At 66.7% G+C, this 19,947-nt stretch carries 16 protein-coding genes; 11 read left to right on the forward strand and 5 right to left on the reverse strand.

The annotated features are described in order from the left end of the window. Nucleotides 1–51 precede the first annotated feature (51 nt). The 5 genes from ACZ1I5_RS00890 to ACZ1I5_RS00910 all read left to right on the forward strand — a co-directional run bounded on the left by ACZ1I5_RS00890 (nt 52) and on the right by ACZ1I5_RS00910 (nt 8,934). On the forward strand, nt 52–2,703 hold the full coding sequence (locus ACZ1I5_RS00890) for a TonB-dependent receptor (protein WP_465171862.1): 2,652 nt from the start codon (nt 52–54) through the stop codon (nt 2,701–2,703). A gap of 4 nt (nt 2,704–2,707) precedes the next feature. Further along, a complete protein-coding gene (locus ACZ1I5_RS00895) occupies nt 2,708–4,285 on the forward strand; it encodes a tannase/feruloyl esterase family alpha/beta hydrolase (RefSeq protein ID WP_465171863.1) in 1,578 nt (525 codons plus the stop codon). Nucleotides 4,286–4,349: 64 nt separating this feature from the next. Continuing rightward, nucleotides 4,350–5,786: an aldehyde dehydrogenase gene (locus tag ACZ1I5_RS00900; RefSeq protein WP_465171864.1), complete on the forward strand. Its 1,437-nt coding sequence runs from the start codon at nt 4,350–4,352 to the stop codon at nt 5,784–5,786. A 30-nt stretch (nt 5,787–5,816) separates the two neighbouring features. Then, nucleotides 5,817–6,653: a p-hydroxycinnamoyl CoA hydratase/lyase gene (locus tag ACZ1I5_RS00905; protein ID WP_465171865.1), complete on the forward strand. Its 837-nt coding sequence runs from the start codon at nt 5,817–5,819 to the stop codon at nt 6,651–6,653. A gap of 154 nt (nt 6,654–6,807) precedes the next feature. Continuing rightward, nucleotides 6,808–8,934, forward strand: a complete 2,127-nt coding sequence (locus ACZ1I5_RS00910) for an acetate--CoA ligase family protein (protein WP_465171866.1) — start codon at nt 6,808–6,810, stop codon at nt 8,932–8,934. A gap of 115 nt (nt 8,935–9,049) precedes the next feature. Here ACZ1I5_RS00910 and ACZ1I5_RS00915 read toward each other — a convergent pair whose 3' ends face one another. The 4 genes from ACZ1I5_RS00915 to ACZ1I5_RS00930 form a co-directional block, all read right to left on the reverse strand. Further along, the gene (locus ACZ1I5_RS00915; protein ID WP_465171867.1) at nt 9,050–9,514 is read right to left on the reverse strand and encodes a MarR family winged helix-turn-helix transcriptional regulator; all 465 of its coding nucleotides are present in this window, start codon (nt 9,512–9,514) and stop codon (nt 9,050–9,052) included. A 48-nt stretch (nt 9,515–9,562) separates the two neighbouring features. Next, nucleotides 9,563–10,873 (reverse strand): MFS transporter, encoded by a 1,311-nt coding sequence (locus ACZ1I5_RS00920; protein WP_465171868.1) that lies wholly within the window; start codon nt 10,871–10,873, stop codon nt 9,563–9,565. A 238-nt stretch (nt 10,874–11,111) separates the two neighbouring features. Beyond that, a complete protein-coding gene (locus ACZ1I5_RS00925) occupies nt 11,112–11,537 on the reverse strand; it encodes a MarR family winged helix-turn-helix transcriptional regulator (protein WP_465171869.1) in 426 nt (141 codons plus the stop codon). After that, nucleotides 11,527–12,558, reverse strand: coding sequence for a Rieske 2Fe-2S domain-containing protein (locus tag ACZ1I5_RS00930; protein WP_465171870.1), 1,032 nt, complete (start codon nt 12,556–12,558; stop codon nt 11,527–11,529). The genes ACZ1I5_RS00925 and ACZ1I5_RS00930 overlap by 11 nt, the downstream gene beginning before the upstream one ends. A 96-nt stretch (nt 12,559–12,654) precedes the next feature. Here ACZ1I5_RS00930 and ACZ1I5_RS00935 point away from each other — a divergent pair, with 96 nt between their 5' ends. Further along, nucleotides 12,655–13,770 carry a 5-methyltetrahydropteroyltriglutamate--homocysteine S-methyltransferase gene (locus tag ACZ1I5_RS00935; RefSeq protein ID WP_465171871.1) on the forward strand — a complete coding sequence of 372 codons (1,116 nt, stop codon included), beginning with the start codon at nt 12,655–12,657 and terminating at the stop codon, nt 13,768–13,770. A 494-nt stretch (nt 13,771–14,264) separates the two neighbouring features. Further along, entirely contained in the window at nt 14,265–14,921 is a 657-nt protein-coding gene (locus tag ACZ1I5_RS00940; protein WP_465171872.1) for a hypothetical protein, read from the forward strand. A gap of 321 nt (nt 14,922–15,242) precedes the next feature. Here the strand turns inward: ACZ1I5_RS00940 and ACZ1I5_RS00945 are convergent, their stop codons facing one another. Beyond that, on the reverse strand, nt 15,243–15,590 hold the full coding sequence (locus ACZ1I5_RS00945; RefSeq protein ID WP_465171873.1) for a MarR family winged helix-turn-helix transcriptional regulator: 348 nt from the start codon (nt 15,588–15,590) through the stop codon (nt 15,243–15,245). 299 nt (nt 15,591–15,889) lie between these two features. Between ACZ1I5_RS00945 and ACZ1I5_RS00950 the strand changes: the two genes are divergently transcribed. Genes ACZ1I5_RS00950 through ACZ1I5_RS00965 form a run of 4 tightly spaced genes read left to right on the forward strand, consistent with a single transcriptional unit; the run spans nt 15,890 to nt 19,947 of the window. Next, nucleotides 15,890–16,384, forward strand: coding sequence for a TRAP transporter small permease subunit (locus tag ACZ1I5_RS00950; RefSeq protein WP_465171874.1), 495 nt, complete (start codon nt 15,890–15,892; stop codon nt 16,382–16,384). Beyond that, nucleotides 16,381–17,685 (forward strand): TRAP transporter large permease, encoded by a 1,305-nt coding sequence (locus ACZ1I5_RS00955; RefSeq protein ID WP_465171875.1) that lies wholly within the window; start codon nt 16,381–16,383, stop codon nt 17,683–17,685. Before ACZ1I5_RS00950 ends, ACZ1I5_RS00955 begins: the two co-directional genes overlap by 4 nt. A 1-nt stretch (nt 17,686) precedes the next feature. Next, the gene (gene dctP, locus ACZ1I5_RS00960; protein WP_465171876.1) at nt 17,687–18,736 is read left to right on the forward strand and encodes a TRAP transporter substrate-binding protein DctP; all 1,050 of its coding nucleotides are present in this window, start codon (nt 17,687–17,689) and stop codon (nt 18,734–18,736) included. After that, on the forward strand, nt 18,733–19,947 hold the full coding sequence (locus ACZ1I5_RS00965) for a CaiB/BaiF CoA transferase family protein (protein ID WP_465171877.1): 1,215 nt from the start codon (nt 18,733–18,735) through the stop codon (nt 19,945–19,947). Before dctP ends, ACZ1I5_RS00965 begins: the two co-directional genes overlap by 4 nt.

Genomic DNA, 19,947 nt, shown 5'->3' on the forward strand with positions numbered 1-19,947 from the left:
CCATTCGTCACGGCACGCAGATGCCGGATGCGGAGGGCAGGGGAGAGGAAAATGATCCAGATGCTGAACCGTCACGCCTTGCTCGCATCGAGCGCCGCGATCGGACTGATCGCTTTTGCCGGCCCGGCCATGGCCCAGACCGCCGAGCCCGTCAGCCAGGCGGCACCGGCCGATCAGACGCCTGACGCGGCCGAGGACGTTGCCGAAGTGGTCGTCACCGGCAGCCGGATCCGCGGCATCGCGCCGGTCGGCTCCAACGTCATCGCGATCGACCAGGCGAAGATCGCGCAGGAACCCGTCACCTCGGTCAACGATCTGCTGCGGCGCGTGCCACAGGTCGTCTCGCTCGGCGCGAACCGCAATGGTGGCACCGCGCAGAATGGCGCGGCCAATGCGACGCGCGGCGCCGGCATCAACCTGCGCGGCATCGGCACCGGCGCGACGCTGCTGCTCTATGACGGCAAGCGCTTCCCGCCCCAGGGCACCCAGGGCCAATATACCGACCCTTCCGTGCTGCCGAGCATCGCGCTCGGCCGGGTCGAGGTCGTCGCTGACGGTGCGTCGGCGATCTACGGATCGGACGCGATTGCCGGCGTGGTCAACTTCATCCTGCGCAAGGATGTCGACGGGATCGAGGCGCGGGCGCGCTACGGCTTCACTGACGGCAATTACAACGAGGCGCAGGTCTCGGCGATCGCGGGCAAGAAATGGGATGGCGGCTCCGCCATGATCGCGGGCGAATATACCCGCAATTCGGCGCTGCGCGGTTACGATCTCCCCTGGTACCAGGACGACAACCGCTCCCGCGGCGGGCGCGACCTGCGCACGACCAATTGCCGACCCGGCACGATCACCGCGGGCGGCAACACCTATGCCATTCCGGCGGGCGGGGTGACCTCGGCCAATGTCGGCACGCTGGTCGCCGGCACGTCGAATAAATGCTTCTATAACGGCCTCGATGCCGTGGTGCCGGAGCAGCAGCGCTACAGCGTGGTCGGTGCCGTGACGCAGGATGTGGGCAGCGTGCGCATCTTTGCCGATGGTTTCTATTCCTACCGCGACGGCATCATCCTCGGCACGGCGGACACCTTCACCGCGACGGTGCGCAACACCAATCCGTTCTTCGTCTCGCCGGTCGCCGGTGCGACGCAGGAAACGGTGACCTATTCGCTGCTCCCGGAGCTCGGGCCCGATCGCAATCCCTATCATTCCTATTCCTGGAACCTGATGGGCGGGGTCGAGGCCAAGCTGTTCGGCGACTGGTCCGGCACGGTCTATTATGCGCACGGCGCCTCCCGCGACGTGGCGGATCGCCGCAAGGGTGTGAACACCGCGGCGCTGAACGCGGCGCTGGCCGACGCCAATCCCGCGACCGCGCTCAACGTGTTCGGCGGGACCAACAATGCGGCGACGCTCGCGCGGATCAACGACAATTATTTCGTCATCACCGGGGCGACGCGGCTCGATGTGGTGAACGCGCAGATGGATGGATCGCTGTTCGCGCTGCCGGGCGGCAATGTCCGCCTCGCGGTCGGCGGCGAATATCGCAAGGAATATACCTTCACCGATCTCGCGACCGGCAACAGCGCGGCGCAGGTCCATGTCGCCGATGACGGATCGCGCAATGTGAAGGCCGTGTTCGCCGAGCTGTTCGTGCCGATCGTCGGGGTGGACAATGCCATGCCGGGGATCGAGCAGCTCAGCCTGTCGGTCGCCGGGCGCTATGAGGATTACAGCGATTTCGGCGACACGACCAACCCGAAGATCGGGCTGACCTACAAGCCGGTCGATGGCGTCACCCTGCGCGGCAGCTATGGCACGTCGTTCCGCGCGCCGACCTTTACCGAGGTGTCGACCATCGCGGGCGGCGCCGGGCTCTATTACGACACCCTGCCCGGGCCGAACGGGAACCTGACCGGCATCGGCATCGCCGGCGGCAATCCCGACCTGAAGCCGGAGACCGCCAAGACCTGGTCGGTCGGCCTCGAGATCGCGCCTCGCGGCGTGCCCGGGCTGGTCGCGACCGCGACCTATTTCGACATCAACTATACCAACCAGATCCAGGCGCTGCGCGGCACGGCGGGCCTGCTCACCAACCCGATCTATGCGGCGTTCCGCAACCTTTCCCCGACTCAGGCGCAGATCACCGCGCTGATCAATTCGGGGCTGCCGATCAACAACACGATCAACGCATCGGCGGTCGCGTTCATCGCTGACGGACGGCGGCAGAATCTCGGCACGTCGCTGGTCAGCGGGATCGATTTCGGCCTGAACTATGGCTGGCAATGGAGTGACTTCAAGCTCGATGCCGGTGTGCAGGGCACTTATTACACGCGCTACAAGTTCGAGGCGGTGCCGGGATCGGGGCTGGTCGATGTGCTCAACACGATCGGCTTCTCGCAGAAATTTCGGATGCAGGCCGACACCGGCATTGCGTGGAACGGCTTCCGTGCGCGGGCGACCCTGAACCATCTGTCGGGCTACCGGAACAACACCGTGGTGCCGAAGCAATATGTGAAGGCCTATGACACGGTCGACCTGTCGCTCGGTTACGACATCACGCCGCGCATCACTGTGTCGGTCGATGCGCGTAACCTCTTCGACCGCGATCCGCCCTTCGTCGACACGACGCGTGGCTATGATCCGCAATCGGCCAATCCGGTTCCGCGGCTGATCTCGTTTACCGCCGGCGTGAAGTTCTGATCCGGTGAAGTCCCTGCTCGCCATGCTGGCGTTCGTCCCGGCGCTCGCGGTTGCGGCGCCGGCCCAGGCCACGACCTGTGCCGACCTGGCGGGCAGGCATGCCGGATCGGTCGAAGTTGTGTCGGCAACCGAGATCGTGCCGGAGGCGAAGGGCTGGGCGCCCGCCACCGACAGTTTCTACAAGCCGCAACCGGTCCGCGCTTCGCTGTGCCGGGTCGAGGGGCGGATCGAGGGCAGTATCGGCTTCGAGCTGTGGCTGCCGCTGGCGGAACAATGGAACGGGCGGTTGCTCGGCGCCGGGGTCGGCGGTGATGCTGGGGTGTTCAACTATAACGACATGAGCCGGCGCATCGGCGAGGGCTTCGCCACCGTCACCACCGATAGTGGGCACAAGGCCAGCATGGCGCACTGGATGATGGAGGCCAAGGCGCGCGACGATTACGAGCACCGCGCGGTGCATCTGACCGCGGTGGCGGCCAAGGCACTGGTCGAGCGCTTCTACGGCAAGCCGGCGAACCGCAGCTATTTCTCGGGTTGCTCGGGCGGCGGACGGCAGGCGCTGAAGGAAATGCAGGCCTATCCCGGCGATTATGACGGCGTGATCGCCGGCGCGCCCGGGCCGTACATGCCGCTGATCTCTGTCCGGATGATGTGGTTCTCGCTGGCGCAGAAGCGCGATGCGGCGGGCGCGTTGAGCGACGAGGACTGGGCGCTGTACGAGAGCGCGTCGAACAAGGCATGCGATGCGCAGGATGGCCTGCGCGACGGCGTGGTCGAGAATCCGCTGGCGTGCCGCTTCGATCCGGCCGTGCTGGCGTGCAAGCCGGGCGAGACCAGGGCATGCCTGTCGCCGCCGCGCCTCGCCATGCTGCGGCGGATCATTGCCCCGATGCCCGACGAGCGCGGCCGGGCGATGGACAAGGGACTGCTGCCGGGCGTGCGCACGCGCCCCGGCCCGGCCTCGCCATTGCTGCGCGCGATGTGGGGCGATGCGGTCTATCGCAATCCGGACTGGAACGAGAACAGCTTCCAGCGCACGCGTGACCTGGCTTTGGTCAACAAGACGATGCCCCAGCTTCGCGCCGACAGCACGAGGATCGCGCCGTTCCTTGCGCGGGGCGGCAAGGCGATCGTCTATCAGGGCTGGCAGGACCCTTCGGTGATCGCCGGACCGACGGTCGACTATTATGCCGCGCTCGCCCGGGCCAATGGCGGGTACGAAAAGCTCGATGACTCGGTCCGGCTGTTCATGGTGCCGGGCATGTATCATTGCGCGCGCGGGCCAGGCGCCGACCAGTTCGGCGGATCGGGCCAAGCGACCGTGGCGGGCGATCCGTCGCGCGACATGCTGTGGTCGCTGATCGACTGGGTCGAGCAGGGTCGCGCGCCGGCGCGGATCGAGGCAGCGAAGGTCGCCGACGACAGGGCGCTGTTCACGCGGCCACTCTGTGCGTTTCCGCAACGGGCACGATATGACGGCAAGGGCGACCCGAAGGCCGCTGCTTCGTTCAGCTGTGTTGTCGAACCCGATTATCTCGCTCAGCTCACGCCGAAAGTGATGCGCGCCGCCAGGCGCCGATGACGTCCGAGGGTCTTGCGGCCCCTGATTCATCATGCTATGTCACATAACAATTAAGGAGAGGGTGATGACCGAGTTCGACACCATGCTCGCCGAGCGTTCGGCAACGACCTTCGACCGCCTCAACCCGGTGACGGGGGAAGTGGCGACCACCGCACCGGCCGCGACGATCGCTGACGCCAATGCGGCGTGCGAGGCGGCGGCGGCCGCCTTCCCGATCTGGTCGGCGATGGGGCCCAATGCGCGACGCGCGCTGCTCAACAAGGCGGCCGATGCGCTGGAGGCCAAGGCGCCGCAATTCATCGAGGCGATGATGGGCGAGATCGGCGCGACCCGGGGCTGGGCCGGCTTCAACCTGATGCTCGCCGCCGGGATCGTGCGCGAGGCCGCCGCAATGACCACCCAGATCGGCGGCGAAGTCATCCCCTCCGACAAGCCGGGCTGCATCGCGATGGCGCTGCGCGAGCCGGTCGGCGTGATGCTGGGCATCGCGCCGTGGAACGCGCCGATCATCCTCGGCGTGCGCGCAATCGCCATGCCGCTCGCCTGCGGCAACACGGTGGTGCTGAAAGCCTCCGAGCAATGCCCGCGCACCCACGGCCTGATCGTCGAGGCGTTCGAGGAAGCCGGCCTGCCCAAGGGCGCGGTGACTCTGGTCAGCAATGCGCCGAAGGACGCGGCCGAGATCGTCGGCGCGCTGGTCGACCATCCCGCGGTGCGCCGCATCAACTTCACCGGATCGACCGCGGTCGGCAAGATCATCGCGATCCGCGCGGCGGGGCATCTCAAGCCCGTGCTGCTCGAACTGGGCGGCAAGGCGCCGCTGATCGTGCTCGACGATGCCGATCTCGACGAAGCCGTGAAGGCCGCCGCGTTCGGCGCGTTCATGAATTCGGGCCAGATCTGCATGTCGACCGAGCGGATCATCGTGGTCGACAGCGTCGCCGACGCGTTCGTCGAGAAGTTCGCGGCCAAGGTCGGCTCGATGCCGGTCGGCGATCCGCGCGAAGGCAAGACGCCGCTGGGCGCGGTGGTCGACCAGAAGACGGTCGATCATGTGAAGAGCCTGATCGCCGACGCGCTCGGCGCGGGCGCGGTGCAGGTCAATGGCAGCGATTCCCACGGCGTGCTGATGCCGGCGCATGTCATCGACAAGGTCACGCCCGAGATGAAGCTGTTCCGCGACGAGAGCTTCGGGCCCGTGGTCGGCATCGTCCGCGCGCGCGACGAGTCGCATGCGATCGAGCTGGCTAACGACACCGAATACGGTCTGTCGGCGGCGGTATTCACCAAAGACACGGCGCGTGGCCTGCGGGTGGCGCGCCAGATCAAGTCGGGCATCTGCCACGTCAACGGCCCGACCGTGCATGACGAGGCGCAGATGCCGTTCGGCGGCACCAAGGCCTCCGGCTATGGCCGCTTCGGCGGCAAGGCCGGCATCGACAGCTTCACCGAGCTGCGCTGGATCACGATCGAGACCCAGCCCGGCCATTACCCGATCTGATTCAATTCCCTTTCCAAGAACGGACCTTCCATGACCGAGACCAGCTCCAACGGCACCGTTGCCTATGACGTGATCGACCGCATCGCCTGGGTGCGTTTCAATCGCCCGGACAAGCGCAACTGCATGTCGCCGACGCTCAACCGCGACATGATGGAAGTGCTCGACCTGCTCGAGTTCCGCGACGATGTCGGCGTGCTGGTGCTGTCGGGCGAGGGCACGGCCTGGTCGGCCGGCATGGATCTGAAGGAATATTTCCGCGAGACCGAGGCCAAGGGCCTGGGTGCCAGTCGTCAGGCGCAGCGCGAGAGCTATGGCTGGTGGCGGCGCCTGCGCTGGTACCAGAAGCCGACCATCGCGATGGTCAATGGCTGGTGCTTCGGCGGCGGTTACGGCCCGTTGTTCGCCTGCGACCTGGCCTTTGCGGCGGACGAAGCGCAGTTCGGGCTGAGCGAGATCAACTGGGGCATCCTGCCCGGCGGCGGCGCGACCAAGGTCGCGACCGAGCTGCTGCCGTTCCGCAAGGCGATGTACCATGCGATGATGGGCGAGAATGTCGACGGCAAGACCGCCGCCGACTGGGGCCTGGTCAACGAGGCGCTGCCGCTTGCGGACCTGAAGGCGCGCGTGACCGAGGTCGCTGGCGTGCTGCTCAAGAAGAACCCGGTCGCGCTGAAGGCGACCAAGGACGCGGTCCGCCGTGTCGGCGTGATGAGCTATGACGATGCCGAGGATTATCTGATCCGCGCGCAGGAAGCGGCCAACAGCTACGACAATGAAGGCCGCAAGGAAGGCATCAAGCAGTTCATCGACGACAAGACGTTCAAGCCGGGGCTTGGGGCGTACGACACGTCGAAGCAGAAGGCCTGAAGCTTTCGGCCTTCCCTTTCCCGTCATGCCGGACTTGTTCCGGCATCCATGCTTCCGCACACGCCACCATTGTTGCGTTCGCGGGACGATGGACCCCGGAACAAGTCCGGGGTGACGACAGCAGCGTTGGCGGCCTGAACTACCGGAGACTGAAGTGACCACCGACACCAAGCTCGCCACCCCTTCGCTCGACCGGCTGCTCAAGGCGCGGTCGGTGGCGATCGTGGGCGCTTCGCCGACGCGTGGCGCGCTGGGCAATTCGGTGCTGCTCAACCTGCAGCGGCACGGCTTTGCGGGCGAGATCCACCTGATCAACCCGAAGCGCGACGAGATCGCGGGCCGACCCTGCCTTAAATCCGTCGACGCGCTGCCGATGGGCGTCGACGCGGCGGTGCTGGCGATTCCCGGCGCGGCAGTGCTCGATACGGTGCGTGCGCTGGCCGCGCGCGGCGTGGGCGCGGCGGTGATCTTCTCGGCGGGTTTTGCCGAAGGGGGCGAGGAAGGGCTCGAGGCGCAGCGCGAGGTCGCCCGCATCGCCGCCGAATACGGCATGGTGATCGAGGGCCCCAACTGCCTGGGCATGGTCAATTATGTCGACGGCATTCCGCTGACCTTCGTCGAGACCCCGGCGCAGCGCCTCGACGAGCGGCCCGGCATCGGCATCGTCTCGCAATCGGGCGCGATGGCAGTGGTGCTGGGCACCACGCTGATGTCGAAGGAGCTCGGCATCTCGATCTCGGTCTCGACCGGCAACGAGGCGGCCAGCGGGGTCGAGGATTATGTCGACTATCTGCTCGACGACCCGAACACCCAGGTGATCGGCATGATCGTCGAGCAGTTCCGCAAACCCGCGCGCTTCCTGGCGCTGGCGGCGAAGGCACGCACGGCGGGCAAGCCGATCGTGCTGCTCCATCCGGGCAAGAGCAGCGCCGCGCGCGAATCCGCCGCGACGCATACCGGTGCGATGGCCGGCGACTATGCGGTGATGCGGGCCAAGGTGGAGCGCGCCGGCGTGGTGCTGGTCGACAGCCTGGAAGAGCTGGGCGACGTGCTCGATCTCGCGCTGCGCAGCGGGTCGCTCCCGGCGGGCGGTACCGCGGTGCTGACGGAATCGGGTGCGTTCAAGGCGCTTGCGCTCGACCTGTGCGAAGCGCTGGCGCTCGATCTGCCGGCGATGGAGGCAGCGACTGCGGCGCGGATGCGCGCGGCGATCCCGGACTTCATCCCGGTGAGCAACCCGATGGACCTGACCGCGCAGGCGCTGGTAGATCCCGATCTGTATCGCCGCACCCTGGAGCCGCTGCTCGACGATCCGACCTATGGCAGTGTGATCATGGGCATCATCCAGACCGACGAAGCGACGTCGCGGATGAAGTTCCTGCCGATCATCGAGGCGATCCGCAGCCTGAAGCCGGGAAAGCCGGTGATCTTCGCCGGGCTGGACGACGGCGCCGACGTGCCGGCGGAGTATATCCGCGACCTGCGCGCGCTGGGCGTGTCCTATTTCCCCTCGCCGGATCGCGCCTTCCGTGCCGTGGCGCAGCTTGCCCGACTGGCTGGCCGCGACTTCGCCAGCGCCGATACGCCGCCGGTGGCGGCCGAGCTGCCGATCGGTGGCGGCGTGATCCCGGAATATCGCGCCAAGCAACTGCTGGCGCCGCTCGGCGTGCCCTTCCCCAGGGGCGGGTTCGCGCGCGATGCGGCGGAAGCCAAAGCGGTCGCAGCGGAGATCGGCTATCCCGTGGTGCTGAAGGCGCAGGCCGCCGCACTCTCGCACAAGAGCGATGCGGGTGGGGTGATCCTGAACATCGCCGATGATGCGGCGCTCGATGCGGCCTGGGCCCGGCTCTATGCCAATGTCGCGGCGCACGCGCCGGGCGTGGCGCTCGACGGGGCGCTGGTCGAGGCGATGGGCGCGCGCGGCACCGAGCTGATCGTGGGCGCGCGGGGCGATCCCGAATGGGGCGCGACGATCCTGGTCGGTTTCGGCGGCGTGATGGCGGAGATGCTCCACGATTTCCGCCTGCTGCCGCCCGACCTGACCCGCGACGCGATCATCGCCGAGCTGCGGTTGTTGAAGAGCGGTGCGCTGCTCGACGGCTATCGCGGATCGCCCGCGCTCGACGTGGGCGCGGTGGCGGATGTCATCCTGGGGCTGGGCCGGCTGCTGGCGGGCACGCCGGCGATCCGCGAGATCGATCTCAACCCGGTGGTGGTCTATCCCGACGGACAGGGCGTGGTCGCGCTCGATGCGCTGATCCTGACTGATCCGGCGGGGTGATCGGGCGGGCTTGAGAACCGCTCCCTCCCCGTTTGTTTCGAGCGTAGTCGAGAAACATTGTTGGAGCGCCAAGCCCGGTTTCTCGACTGCGCTCGAAACGAACGGGAGTAGGGGGTCAGCGCTCCTGCGCTTCGATCCGGGTCAGCAGGGCGATCAGGGTGCGGCGCTCGGCGGCGGTGAAGCCGGCGAGCATGCGCTGCTCGTGCTGCTCGATCCGGGCCAGGCAATCCTTGAGCATCGCGTCGCCGGCCGGCGTCAGGTTGAGCGCGAAGGCGCGGCGGTCGTAGCTGGCGGTCTGGCGGTCGACCAGGCCGGCATCGACCAGCTGGTTGATCAGCGCCACCATATTGGCGCGCTGGATGCCGAGCAGGCGGCCGACCTCGCCCTGGTTGATGTCCTGATTGGCGCCGACCACGGAAAGGATGCCGAACAGCACCTGGCGCATGCCGGTGCCTTCGATCGCGCGGGCGAAATCGTTGGAAAAGGCACTGGAGGCGCGGCGGAGATGATAGCCGGCAAGGCTTTCCAGCGCGCCGAGCGCGGCATCGTCATCTTCCATGGGCACGGACGCAATCGGCAAACGGCTTCTCCTGATCGGCACCTGGCATAGGTCGAGTCACGCGCCGCCTCAAGCCGCCGTCGCCGCGGCGTTCCGGCGCAGCCCGAACAGCGCGAGCGCCGCGACCAGCGACCCCATCGCCATCAGCACCGCCACGGTCGCGAGACCGAAGCCGGCGGCGAACAGGAAGCCCGCGAGCGCCGGGGCGAGCGCCGAGCCGCCGCGCCCGATGCCGATGACGAAGCCGGTGGCGGTGGCGCGCAGTGAGGTCGGGAAGGACTGGGCGAGCAGCGCGTAGAGGCCGACCACCCCCGCATTGGTGACGAAGCCCGCCAGCGCGGCGACGACCGACAGGCCGTGCAGGCCGGATTGAGGCTGGCCGAAAGCAATGACGAAGCCCGACGACAGCAGCATCGCGACGATGGTGAGCGTCAGCAATCTGACGCGGGCGGTCAGCAGGCCGAGGATCAGCGAGCCGGCGGCGCCGCCCAGGCTGGCCCAGACCAGCACGCCCGCAGCAGACGAGGGCGCGAAGCCCATGTCCACGACGATCTTGGGGATCCATTTCAGGATGAAATAGAAGGTCATGATGTGCGCGAGATAGGCAAGCGTCAGCAGGACGGTGACCCGGGCGAGCGCGGGTGAGAACAGCGCCGACACCGGCAAGGCGGGCGGCTCGTCCGCGACCGGCGGCAGCGCGTCGATCGGGCCATGGCCCATGCGCGCAAGCGTGCGGTTGATCCGCTCCAGCGCGTTCGCCGGGCGCTTCTGCATCAGGAAGGCGATCGACTCCGGCGCGCGCCACAGCACGATGGGAATGAAGCACAGCGTGACGATCCCGCCGAACACGAACACCGCCTGCCAGTCATGGCTACGCAGCAGCACCGCCGACACCGAACCGCCGACGACGGTGCCGATGGGATAGCCGCCGGCCATCAGCACGACGGCGAGCGGGCGGCGGGCGGCGTTGGAGGCCTCGGCGACGGCGGCGTTGGTCGCCGCCAGCATGCCGCCGATACCGAGCCCGGTGAACAGTCGCCATGCCGAAAGGGTGACGATGTCGTGCGCGGTGGAGGCACCGAACATGCCGGCGGCCATCACGACGAGGCAGGCGAGGATCATCGCGCGGCGCCCGATCCGGTCGGCGACGCGGCCGAGCACCAGCGAGCCGGCGGCCATGCCGATCAGCTCCATCGACAGGACGAGGCCGAGCGCGGCGCGATCCACGCCCCAGGACCTGGCGATGCCGGGCGAGGCGAAGCTGATCGAGAGCACGTCGAACCCGTCGAGCGCGTTGAGCCCGACCATGACCGCCACGACGCCCCATTGGAACGGCGACATCGGCTCGCGGTCGAGGATCGTGCGCGGATCGGTGGCCATCTCATCCCCTCTTTTCGTTATGTGCGGAAGGTTGCCGGATTTTGCTATGTTATGCAACAATTCTTGAGGCGTACCTATCTGGCTGCAACGGCAAATATGCACCGAAATCCGACGTCACCCCGGACTTGTTCAGGGGGGCCATCGCGCCGCAGAAGCAACGCCTGCATATTTGCGGAAACATGGATGCTGGAACAAGTCCGGCATGACGGAGGGGGGCGGAGCACGTCGCTGACCCCCATTAGTCATGGATCCGGCGCAGGAAACCGATGAGCTGTGCGGTCTCCGCCCGGGTAAACCGCCCTTTCAGCCAGTTCTCGTGCGTCTCGATCGCCTTGCGCGCCTCGGCGAGTATGGTCTGTCCTTCCGGCGTCAGCGACAGCGCGATGCGGCGGCGGTCGGTTTCGGCCGGGCCGCGGGCGAGCAGGCCACGGCGTTCGAGCGCGTGGACGATCGCCATGGTGGTCGCGCGGTCCATCTGGAGGCGGCGCGACAGGTCGGTCTGGGCGATGCCGGGCTGGTCATGGGCGAGCCACAGGACCGAGACCTGTTTCTGGGTCAGGTCGAGATCGGCGAAATGATCCGCGAAATGGCGCTGCACCGCGCCGTGGGCGAGGCGGATGTGGAAGCCGAGGATCGCGTCGAGCGCGCCGAGCTCATCCGGCAAGGCCGGCCTCCGCGCGGGCCAACCGGTCGATGATCCGGCGCGCACGGACGCCGCCCTGATCGATGGCATAGGCCCTGAGCTTCATGTCGGGGTTGGCCGCGATCGACCGTTGCTGCGCTTCCAAGATCTCGACATCCTCCAGGAACACGGCGCCCTGCTGCGCCTTGAAGCGGGCGGTGAAGCCCGTATCGGCGATATCGAAATTGCGCGCCATGCCCCAGAAATAATGGCAGCTCGTCTCGGTCTCCGGGGTGATCGCATCGACCACCATGCCGCGCACGCCCTGATCGTGGTGCTCGGGCGTCGCGCCCGCTTCGACCGGGGCCACGCCGACATCGATCAGCACCGAGGATGGGGGAAGAAAGTGGCAGATCTGCCAGCGATCGACCAGACCGTCCTGCTTCAGCGCGTCGCGCCAGAAGGGCGGGGGCTCGATGCCCGGCATCCAGCGCCGGACGATCACCTCGTCGCCGCGCGTTTCGGTCTCGATCGGCGTCTCGTTGATCTCGAGCTGGCCGATCGACCCCGCATGGACATAGGTCTCGTGGCTCAGGTCCATCAGGTTGTCGATCACGAGGCGATAGTCGCAGGCAATGCGGTAATAGCCGCCGTCGAAGGTCCAGCCCGGTGCGCTGCACGGCCAGTAATCGGGGATCAGCGCCGGGTCGGCGAGCGCGGCCTCGCCGATCCAGATCCAGACATAGCGGTGGCGTTCGATGACGGGGTAGAGCGTCGCGCAGACCGCCTTGTTCACGCGTTCCGACTTGGCCGGCATCTGCTCGGCGCAGCCGTCCGGGGCGATCTTCAGGCCGTGATAGCGGCAGCGGATCGAGTCGCCCTCCTTGATGCCCATCGACAGTGGCAACAGGCGATGCGGGCACGCGTCGCGCATCGCGACGATCCCGCGATCGAGCTTGCGGTAGAGCATCACCGCCTCGCCGCAGATGGTGCGGGCGATGGGCGTGCGGTCGACCTCGCTGTCCCAGGCGGCGACATACCAGCGGTTACGGATGAAGGTCATGGGCTCTCCTGACGACGCGCTTGACCGCATCATTATATTGTACGTAACACGTACAGATAATCCGACTCGAACGGATGGTGCAAGGAGAGTGATTCGATGCCGGGCAAGCCCCCCTTCCGTGCCGACCATGTCGGCAGCTTCCTCCGCCCCAAGGCGCTGATCGAGGCGCGCGCCGCGCATCGTGCCGGCGAGATCGGGCCGGCCGAACTACGCTCTGCCGAGGACGAGGCGATCCGCGACGTGGTGCGTTTCCAGGAGGATCTGGGCCTGAAGGGCATCACCGACGGCGAGTTCCGGCGAACCTATTTCCACACCGATTTCCTGCTGCAGCTCGACGGCGTCGAGGAAGCGGGCGGGACTCAGGTGAAGTTCCACCAGCATGGCGGCAAGGAGCTGGAATATGCCCCGCCGGTGATGAAGGTGGCGGGCAGGATCGCCCATGCGCACGACATCCAGCGGCGCGATTTCGAATTCCTCGCCTCGGTCACCTCGGCGACGCCCAAGGTGACGATCCCGTCGCCGACGATGCTGCATTTCCGCGGCGGGCGCGAAGCGATCGATGCCGAGGCCTATCCCGACCTGGAAGAATTCTACGAGGATGTGGCCGCGGCCTACCGCGCGGAGATCGCCAGCCTGGCCGAGGCCGGGTGCCGCTATATCCAGCTCGACGACACCAACCTCGCCTATCTGTGCGACGAGACTCAGCGCGAGAATGCGCGGCGGCGCGGCATGGACCCCGACGAATTGCCGCGCGCCTATGCCCGGCTGATCAACGCCGCGATCCGCGACCGGCCGGCGGACATGGCGGCGTGCGTGCATCTGTGCCGCGGCAATTACCGGTCGAGCTGGGCGGCGGAAGGCGGGTACGAACCCGTCGCCGAAGTGCTGTTCAACGAGCTCGCGGTCGACGGCTATTTCCTGGAATATGACGATCCGCGCTCGGGCGATTTCGCGCCGCTGCGCCATGTGCCCAAGGGCAAGACGGTGGTGCTGGGGCTGGTCACGACCAAGCTGGGCGAGCTGGAAAAGCCCGACGACGTCAAGCGGCGGATCGACGAGGCGGCGGCGTTCATGCCGATCGACCAGATGGCGCTGAGCCCACAATGCGGCTTTTCGTCCACCGTGCACGGCAACGACATCGAAGTCGGGCAGCAGCGCGACAAGCTGAAGCTGGTGATCGATGTCGCGCGGGACGTCTGGGGGACGGTGTAGGCGTTCCCTGTTATCCGCCCGGAACAGCGAAATAACAGGGAAGATATTTATCTTGCCCTTCCGAGCGTGCCTTCTGGCGCCACTTTCGATCGCTATCTCAACCGTTTACCTCGGCGTTCCCTGTTATCCCATAACAGCGAACGGGCGCGCGAAAACAGCGAACGCATCGCGCGGAACAGGGAAAGGATCTCGCGCCCCGGGTGTGTGATCTTCACTTGAGAAACAGCGGGCGGGGCCAGGGGCCTCGGCTCGGGGGCGTTGCACCATTTCTCTGCCGATTTGAATCGATCTGCCGGGCGGCCAGAGCGTTCGAGCTGGATTACTCCGCCGCGTCCGTTCGGCCCCGGGCTTGATCGGGGGCGTCGAAGCTCGGGCGAACCGGGAGGGGTGATTCCAGCTGGGCCGTAGACTCATTAAAGGCGGCCTGTCCGCTTACGCCCCGATTGCTGCCTTTCGCTATTGCAATTCAGAGCATCGATAGCGGACATCAGCGCATGACCAAAGATGGCCGCCCCTCCCTCATCAATGACATTAGGCTTTTTGCCGGAGACAGGCATGTCTATCTAAAAGACCATGAAGAAGCGGTTGCTTACGGCCGTCGCATCGCTTGGCACCTGAACGGCGAGGGTGTCAGCCTGGGAGCATTTTCGGCCCTATACGTGCTATTCACGGCGTCGCTGAAGCCTGGTTCCGTTCAACTGACCAATGATGGGGGCGACTGGTGGCAACGCTACGTTCACGTCGGAGTGACGGATGATTTTCCGAACGTTCCGGATGCGTTCGAAGTCATCATGCATGGAATTGTCGACGCTCTGCTCGCTTTGAAGCCCGACCAAGTTGACACGATCCTCCATGCTGACTCGATCGTTCGCGAGCATCGAGAGGCCCTGCGCTTCCTGCTGCGGCGTCGTGAAACGGAAAAACTAGTGACGGAAATCTCGTTCAACATAGAGGCGTGGCCAAAGCCATCTTATTTGTTCATCTCCCACACCAACAAGGTCACCGGCGTGTACAGCGAAGCCGATCCGATTGCTCTAGGGTGGTATATGGAAGGCTTTGACCTTCTTGGCGGCTTAAGACTTAAGGATGCGGGCAACCTGACGGAGCGACTCCGACCTGCGATGTCGAACGTGGTCAAGCGGCGCGGTTAGGGCAGCTAGAGTTCAGCGCCACCCGAAAGCCGTCGGACGGCATTCCACCAAATATCGCCGGTCAGCGCTTGTGCCGAAAGCGGCCCTTTATGGGTTCACGGCCTAACCAAGGTTCGCGCTAGAGCGAGATGACTTCAGGTCGATCCGGCCCTGCCGCTCGTCTCGAGTAGCCATCGAGTAGCGCCGCAGGAGCGTAGCGAGATGGCGTATCGAGAGACAGGTGTCGCCCGGAACATTGCCTCGATACGAGCCCTCGATACGCGCCTGCGGCGCTACTCGGTCTCACTCGGCACGAACGGGTAAAGGTAAAGTCATCGGACTCTAATCCCCGGCCCGCGCTGCTTTCTGCGGCCGGACATAGGCCCGGTAGACCTTGTCGAGCGCGTCGTTGACGACGGTCCGCTCCTCCTCGGTCAGGGCGGCGAGGCCGAGTTCCTCGGTCGTTTCCAGCTCGGCGAAGAGCGCGTCGAGCGTGTCGCGGCCCTCGGGGGTGATGGCCAGCTTGTAGCGCCGGCGGTCATTGGTGGAGCGGGTGCGCTTGACCCAGCCGCGTGCCTCCAGATCGTCGACCATCGCGACCATCACCGACTTGTCGAGCCCGACCTCGCGGCTGAGATTGGTCTGGGAGATATCGGGATTGGCGGCGATGACCTCGAGCGCGCTGAACATGCCCTGGCGCAGGCCCCATTCGCGCGTCCGGGCCGAGAAATCGCGCGACAGCTGGTTCTGGACGCGGCGCAGGCGAAAGCCGAGAAAGCTGCTCAGCCGCCCGAGCGATACGTCGTCGCCTGATTTCCTGCGTTCGCCGATGGCTCAAACTCCCTGTAGTGCGGGCGCAGGCTATACAGATCGCAAAGGGTGTTAAAAGCGAAACCTCGCAGAAGCAAAATAGTTGATGACATCTACGGTTATATCTGCAAACTTGTTTTGAGGCGGGAATCATAAGCCGCCGGAGCCGAGGAGGATGCGTGGACGCTTCGCCGGAAGACATGACGCCTGGCGGAGAGCCGGCGGGGCCGGCGCATCGTTTGCTCCAGGCGGTCGGTGCCGGGGCGTTGCTGCTGGCCATGGCCACCGACGCGATCGCGGTGATCGGGCGCCATGCCGGTTTCTCCTTTCTCGGCGCGATCGAGCTGTTCCAGATCTTCGCCGTGGTCGCGACCAGTGTCGCGATCGTGCTGGCGACGCTGTCGCAGCGCCATGCCGCCGTGCATATCCTGACCGAATATGTTTCGCCGCCGACCAAGCTGTGGCTCGACCGGGCCGGGCTGGCGGCGGGGGCCCTGTCCTTCGCCCTGCTCTGTGCCGGGTCGGTGTGGGTCGCGGCGGACCTGTGGGACACGCATGAAATGACCGAGCTGCTCGGCATTCCGTTGCGCTGGTTCCGGCTGGTGTGGATCCTTGCGGCCGGTGCGGTGACATTGCTGTTGCTGCGCAGCCTGGTGCGGAGCTTCCGCCGATGACGCCGGAATGGGTCGGCCTGATCGGGTTCGTCGCGCTGCTCGCGATCCTGCTGGTCGGCATTCCGATCGGCGCGGCGCTGGCGCTGGTCGGCATGGTCGGGCTGGCGGTGATCATCTCGCCCGAGGCCGGGCTGATCAAGGCGGGCGTGGCGTCGTTCGACACGCTGTCGCGCTACGAGCTGGGCGTGCTGCCGCTGTTCATGCTGATGGCGCAGCTGTGCTTCGCGGCGGGGGCGAGCCGGGATTTCTTCGGCATGGCGTCGAGCTTTTTCGGGCATCGCCGCGGCGGGCTGGCGATCGCCTCGATCGGCGGGTGCGCGGGGTTCGGCGCGATCAGCGGATCGAGCCTGGCCACCGTCGCGACGATCAGCGCGGTCGCGCTGCCCGAGATGCGCGCGCAGGGCTACAAGCCGGGCTTCGCGACCGGGGCGCTGGCGGCGGGCGGGACGCTCGGATCGCTGACACCGCCGAGCGGGGCGCTGATCGTCTATGGCATCATCGCCGAGCAATCGATCGGCAAGCTGTTCGCCGCGGCGATCGTGCCGGTAGCGACTCAGGCGCTGTTCTATGTCGCGGTGATCATGCTGCTGTGCCGGTTCAACCCGACGCTCGGCCCGGCCGGTCCGCGCGCCTCCTGGGCGGAGCGGCGCGCGTCGCTGGTGCGGGTGATCGACATCGCGGCCCTGGTGCTGTTCGTGGTGGGCGGGCTGATCATCGGCTGGTTCACCCCGACCGAGGCGGCATCGATCGGCTGTGTCGGCGCGCTCGGCGTGTGCGCGCTTCGCGGCAAGCTGACCCGGGCGGCGGTGTCCGAAGCGCTCGGCTCGACCCTGCGCACCACCGGTATGATCTACACGATCATCATCGGTGCGATCATCTTCTCCACCTTCGTCAGCGTGACCGGCATCCCCGAGCATATGACGAGCCTGGTGCAGGGCCTCGGCGCGAGCCCGATGCTGGCGGTGATCGCGATGGCGGTGGTGCTGCTGGTGCTCGGCTCGTTCCTCGACGGGCTGGCGTTGATGCTGCTGACCGCGCCCCTGTTCCTGCCGGTGATCGAGAGCCTGGGGCTGAGCCCGATCTGGTTCGGCATCTTCCTGGTGCGCACGATGGAGATCGGCTTCGTCCATCCGCCGCTGGGGTTCAACGTCTATGTCATTCATTCGCTGGCGCGCGACATCTCGCTCGGCACGATCTTCCGCGGCATCATCCCGTTCCTGGCGAGCGACTTCGTCCATCTCGCGATGCTGATCTTCATCCCCGCGACCGTGATGTGGTTGCCGACGATCCTGGCGCATTGAGATGGCCCGGCTGACGCTTCTCTTCGCTGTGTTGCTCGGCCTGCTGGGCGGCTGCGGCCGCGCGCCGGCGCCCGACGGTACGATCGTGCTGACCTATGCCAGTCCGTATCCGGCGACGCACACCTTCAGCCGGGCGGACCAGGCCTGGATGGATTATGTCGCCCGGGAGTCCAAAGGACGCATCCGGATCAAGCCCTATTGGGGCGGGGCGCTGCTCTCCTCGAACGAGAACATGCTCGAGATCCGCCACGGTGTCGCCGATATCGGGATGATCACGCCGATGTATGCGCGCAGCGCGCATCTCCAGCGCATCCAGCCGAGCTTCTATAGCGGGGTCGGCACCATGGCCGACCAGGTCGCGGTCTATCGTTGCCTCGCCCGGACCTATCCGGCGTTCAATGCCGAGGTGCGCGGGCTGCATGTGCTGGCGGTGCAGGGCGGCAACTTCCCCGGCATCCTGACGCGCAACCGGCCGGTGCGGACACTCGCCGACCTGAAGGGGCTGAGGCTGCGGGCGCAGGAGGACACGGCGAACGTGCTGCGCGCGCTGGGCGCCGACCCGGTCAACATGTCGATGGCGGAAGTCTATCCGTCGATGGCCAAGGGCGTGATCGACGGCGTGGTGACGCCGATCGATGCGCTCCGGGCGATGCATCTCGCCGATGTCGCGCGCTATTACACGACGCTGCGCGTGCCGCGGGGCGCCTATCCCGCGCGGGCGATGGGTGAAAAGGTCTGGCAGCGGCTGAGCCCGGCCGACCAGGCGCTGTTCACCCGGGCGGAAACCGTGTGGGAAGCGGCGATGATCGCCGAGCTCGACAAGTCCGTCGCGGTCTCGACCGACTATGCGAAGGAGGCCGGGCTGACCTTCGTCGATCCGGCACCGGGCGCACAGGCCGAGTTCGACACGCTGTACCGCGCCAATGCGACGAAGCTCGGCGCGTCGCTCGGCCGGATGGGCATTCCGGGGCGGGAGATCGCGGAACATGCGACGGCGATGGTCGCCCAGCGCACCGCGGGTCGGCCGCTCGATTGTGGGACGGTGAAATGACGCAAGCCCAAAACACTCAGGCCCAAAACACTCAGGCACTCACGGGCGTGAAGATCGCCGATTTCAGCTGGGTCGGGGCGGGGCCGCGCGCGACCAAGGACCTGGCCGATCACGGCGCGACCGTGGTGAAGATCGAGAGCCGCAAGCGGCTCGACCTCGGGCGGCTGAGCCCGCCGTTCAAGGACGGCAAGCGCAACCCGGACGGGTCGTCCTTCTTTGCCATCACCAACACCAGCAAGCTGGGCGTGACGATCAACCTGGGCGATCCGCGTGGAATCGAGGTGGCGAAGCGGCTGGTCGCCTGGGCCGATGTCGTGGTGGAGAATTTCGGCAAGGGTTTCATGGAGCGGATCGGGCTGGGCGCGGACGTACTGCGCGCGATCAAGCCCGATCTGATCATATTGTCGGTCAGCGTCGCGGGACGAGTGGGGCCGATGTCGGACCTGCGCGGCTATGGCAATTCGGCGGCGGCGCTGTCCGGGCTGGCGGCGCTGTCGGGCTGGCCCGATCGCGGGCCGCATATGCCGCCCTTCGCGTACGGCGATGTCGTGGCGCCGATGTTCGCGACGATGGCGGTGCTCGCCGCGCTCGAGCGCAAGAGGCAGACCGGCGAGGGGCAGCATATCGACGTCTCGCAGGTCGAGCCGCTGGTGCATGTGCTGAGCGATGTGCTGATCCGCCGGCAGATCGAGGGCGAGGCGTTCGAGAAGCCCGTCAATGCCGCCCCGGGCATGGCGCCGCACGGCATCTTCCCGGCGCGCGGGTTTGACCAATATTGCGCGATCGCGGTGCGCGACGATGCCGACTGGCGGGCGCTGGCGGAGATCATCGGCGCTGACCCGGCGCTCGACCTGGCCGCGCGCGGCGCGCCGGAGACAACCGCGGCGCTCACCGACTGGACGCGCGGGCGGGACAAGCATCTGATCGCCGAGCAGCTGGCCGCAGCGGGTATCCCGGCCGAGGCGGTACAGGACGGGCGCGAGGTGTTTACCGACTCCGAGCTGATCGAGAGCAGCCATTATGTCGCGATCGACCATCCGGTGCTCGGCCGCTGCGACATGCCGGGGCCGCCGGCGGATTTCTCGCGCTCCGAAGTGAAGATCGGGCCGCCGCCCATGCTGGGTGGGGACAATGTCCGGGTGTTCGTCGAGATGCTCGGCATGGACGCGGACGAGATCGCGGCGCTGGCCGATGAAGGGGTGCTGGCGTGA

It is taken from the genome of Sphingomonas sp. BL-S-30 (genome assembly GCF_055521475.1).

Coding starts and splice junctions, on each gene's coding strand:
- ACZ1I5_RS00890 (WP_465171862.1), top strand. CDS start 52: ATGATCCAGATGCTGAACCGTCACGCCTTGCTCGCATCGAGCGCCGCG.
- ACZ1I5_RS00900 (WP_465171864.1), top strand. CDS start 4,350: ATGACCGAGTTCGACACCATGCTCGCCGAGCGTTCGGCAACGACCTTC.
- ACZ1I5_RS00905 (WP_465171865.1), top strand. CDS start 5,817: ATGACCGAGACCAGCTCCAACGGCACCGTTGCCTATGACGTGATCGAC.
- ACZ1I5_RS00920 (WP_465171868.1), bottom strand. CDS start 10,873: ATGGCCACCGATCCGCGCACGATCCTCGACCGCGAGCCGATGTCGCCG.
- ACZ1I5_RS00930 (WP_465171870.1), bottom strand. CDS start 12,558: ATGACCTTCATCCGTAACCGCTGGTATGTCGCCGCCTGGGACAGCGAG.
- ACZ1I5_RS00935 (WP_465171871.1), top strand. CDS start 12,655: ATGCCGGGCAAGCCCCCCTTCCGTGCCGACCATGTCGGCAGCTTCCTC.
- ACZ1I5_RS00940 (WP_465171872.1), top strand. CDS start 14,265: ATGACCAAAGATGGCCGCCCCTCCCTCATCAATGACATTAGGCTTTTT.
- ACZ1I5_RS00945 (WP_465171873.1), bottom strand. CDS start 15,590: ATGTTCAGCGCGCTCGAGGTCATCGCCGCCAATCCCGATATCTCCCAG.
- ACZ1I5_RS00955 (WP_465171875.1), top strand. CDS start 16,381: ATGACGCCGGAATGGGTCGGCCTGATCGGGTTCGTCGCGCTGCTCGCG.
- dctP (WP_465171876.1), top strand. CDS start 17,687: ATGGCCCGGCTGACGCTTCTCTTCGCTGTGTTGCTCGGCCTGCTGGGC.
- ACZ1I5_RS00965 (WP_465171877.1), top strand. CDS start 18,733: ATGACGCAAGCCCAAAACACTCAGGCCCAAAACACTCAGGCACTCACG.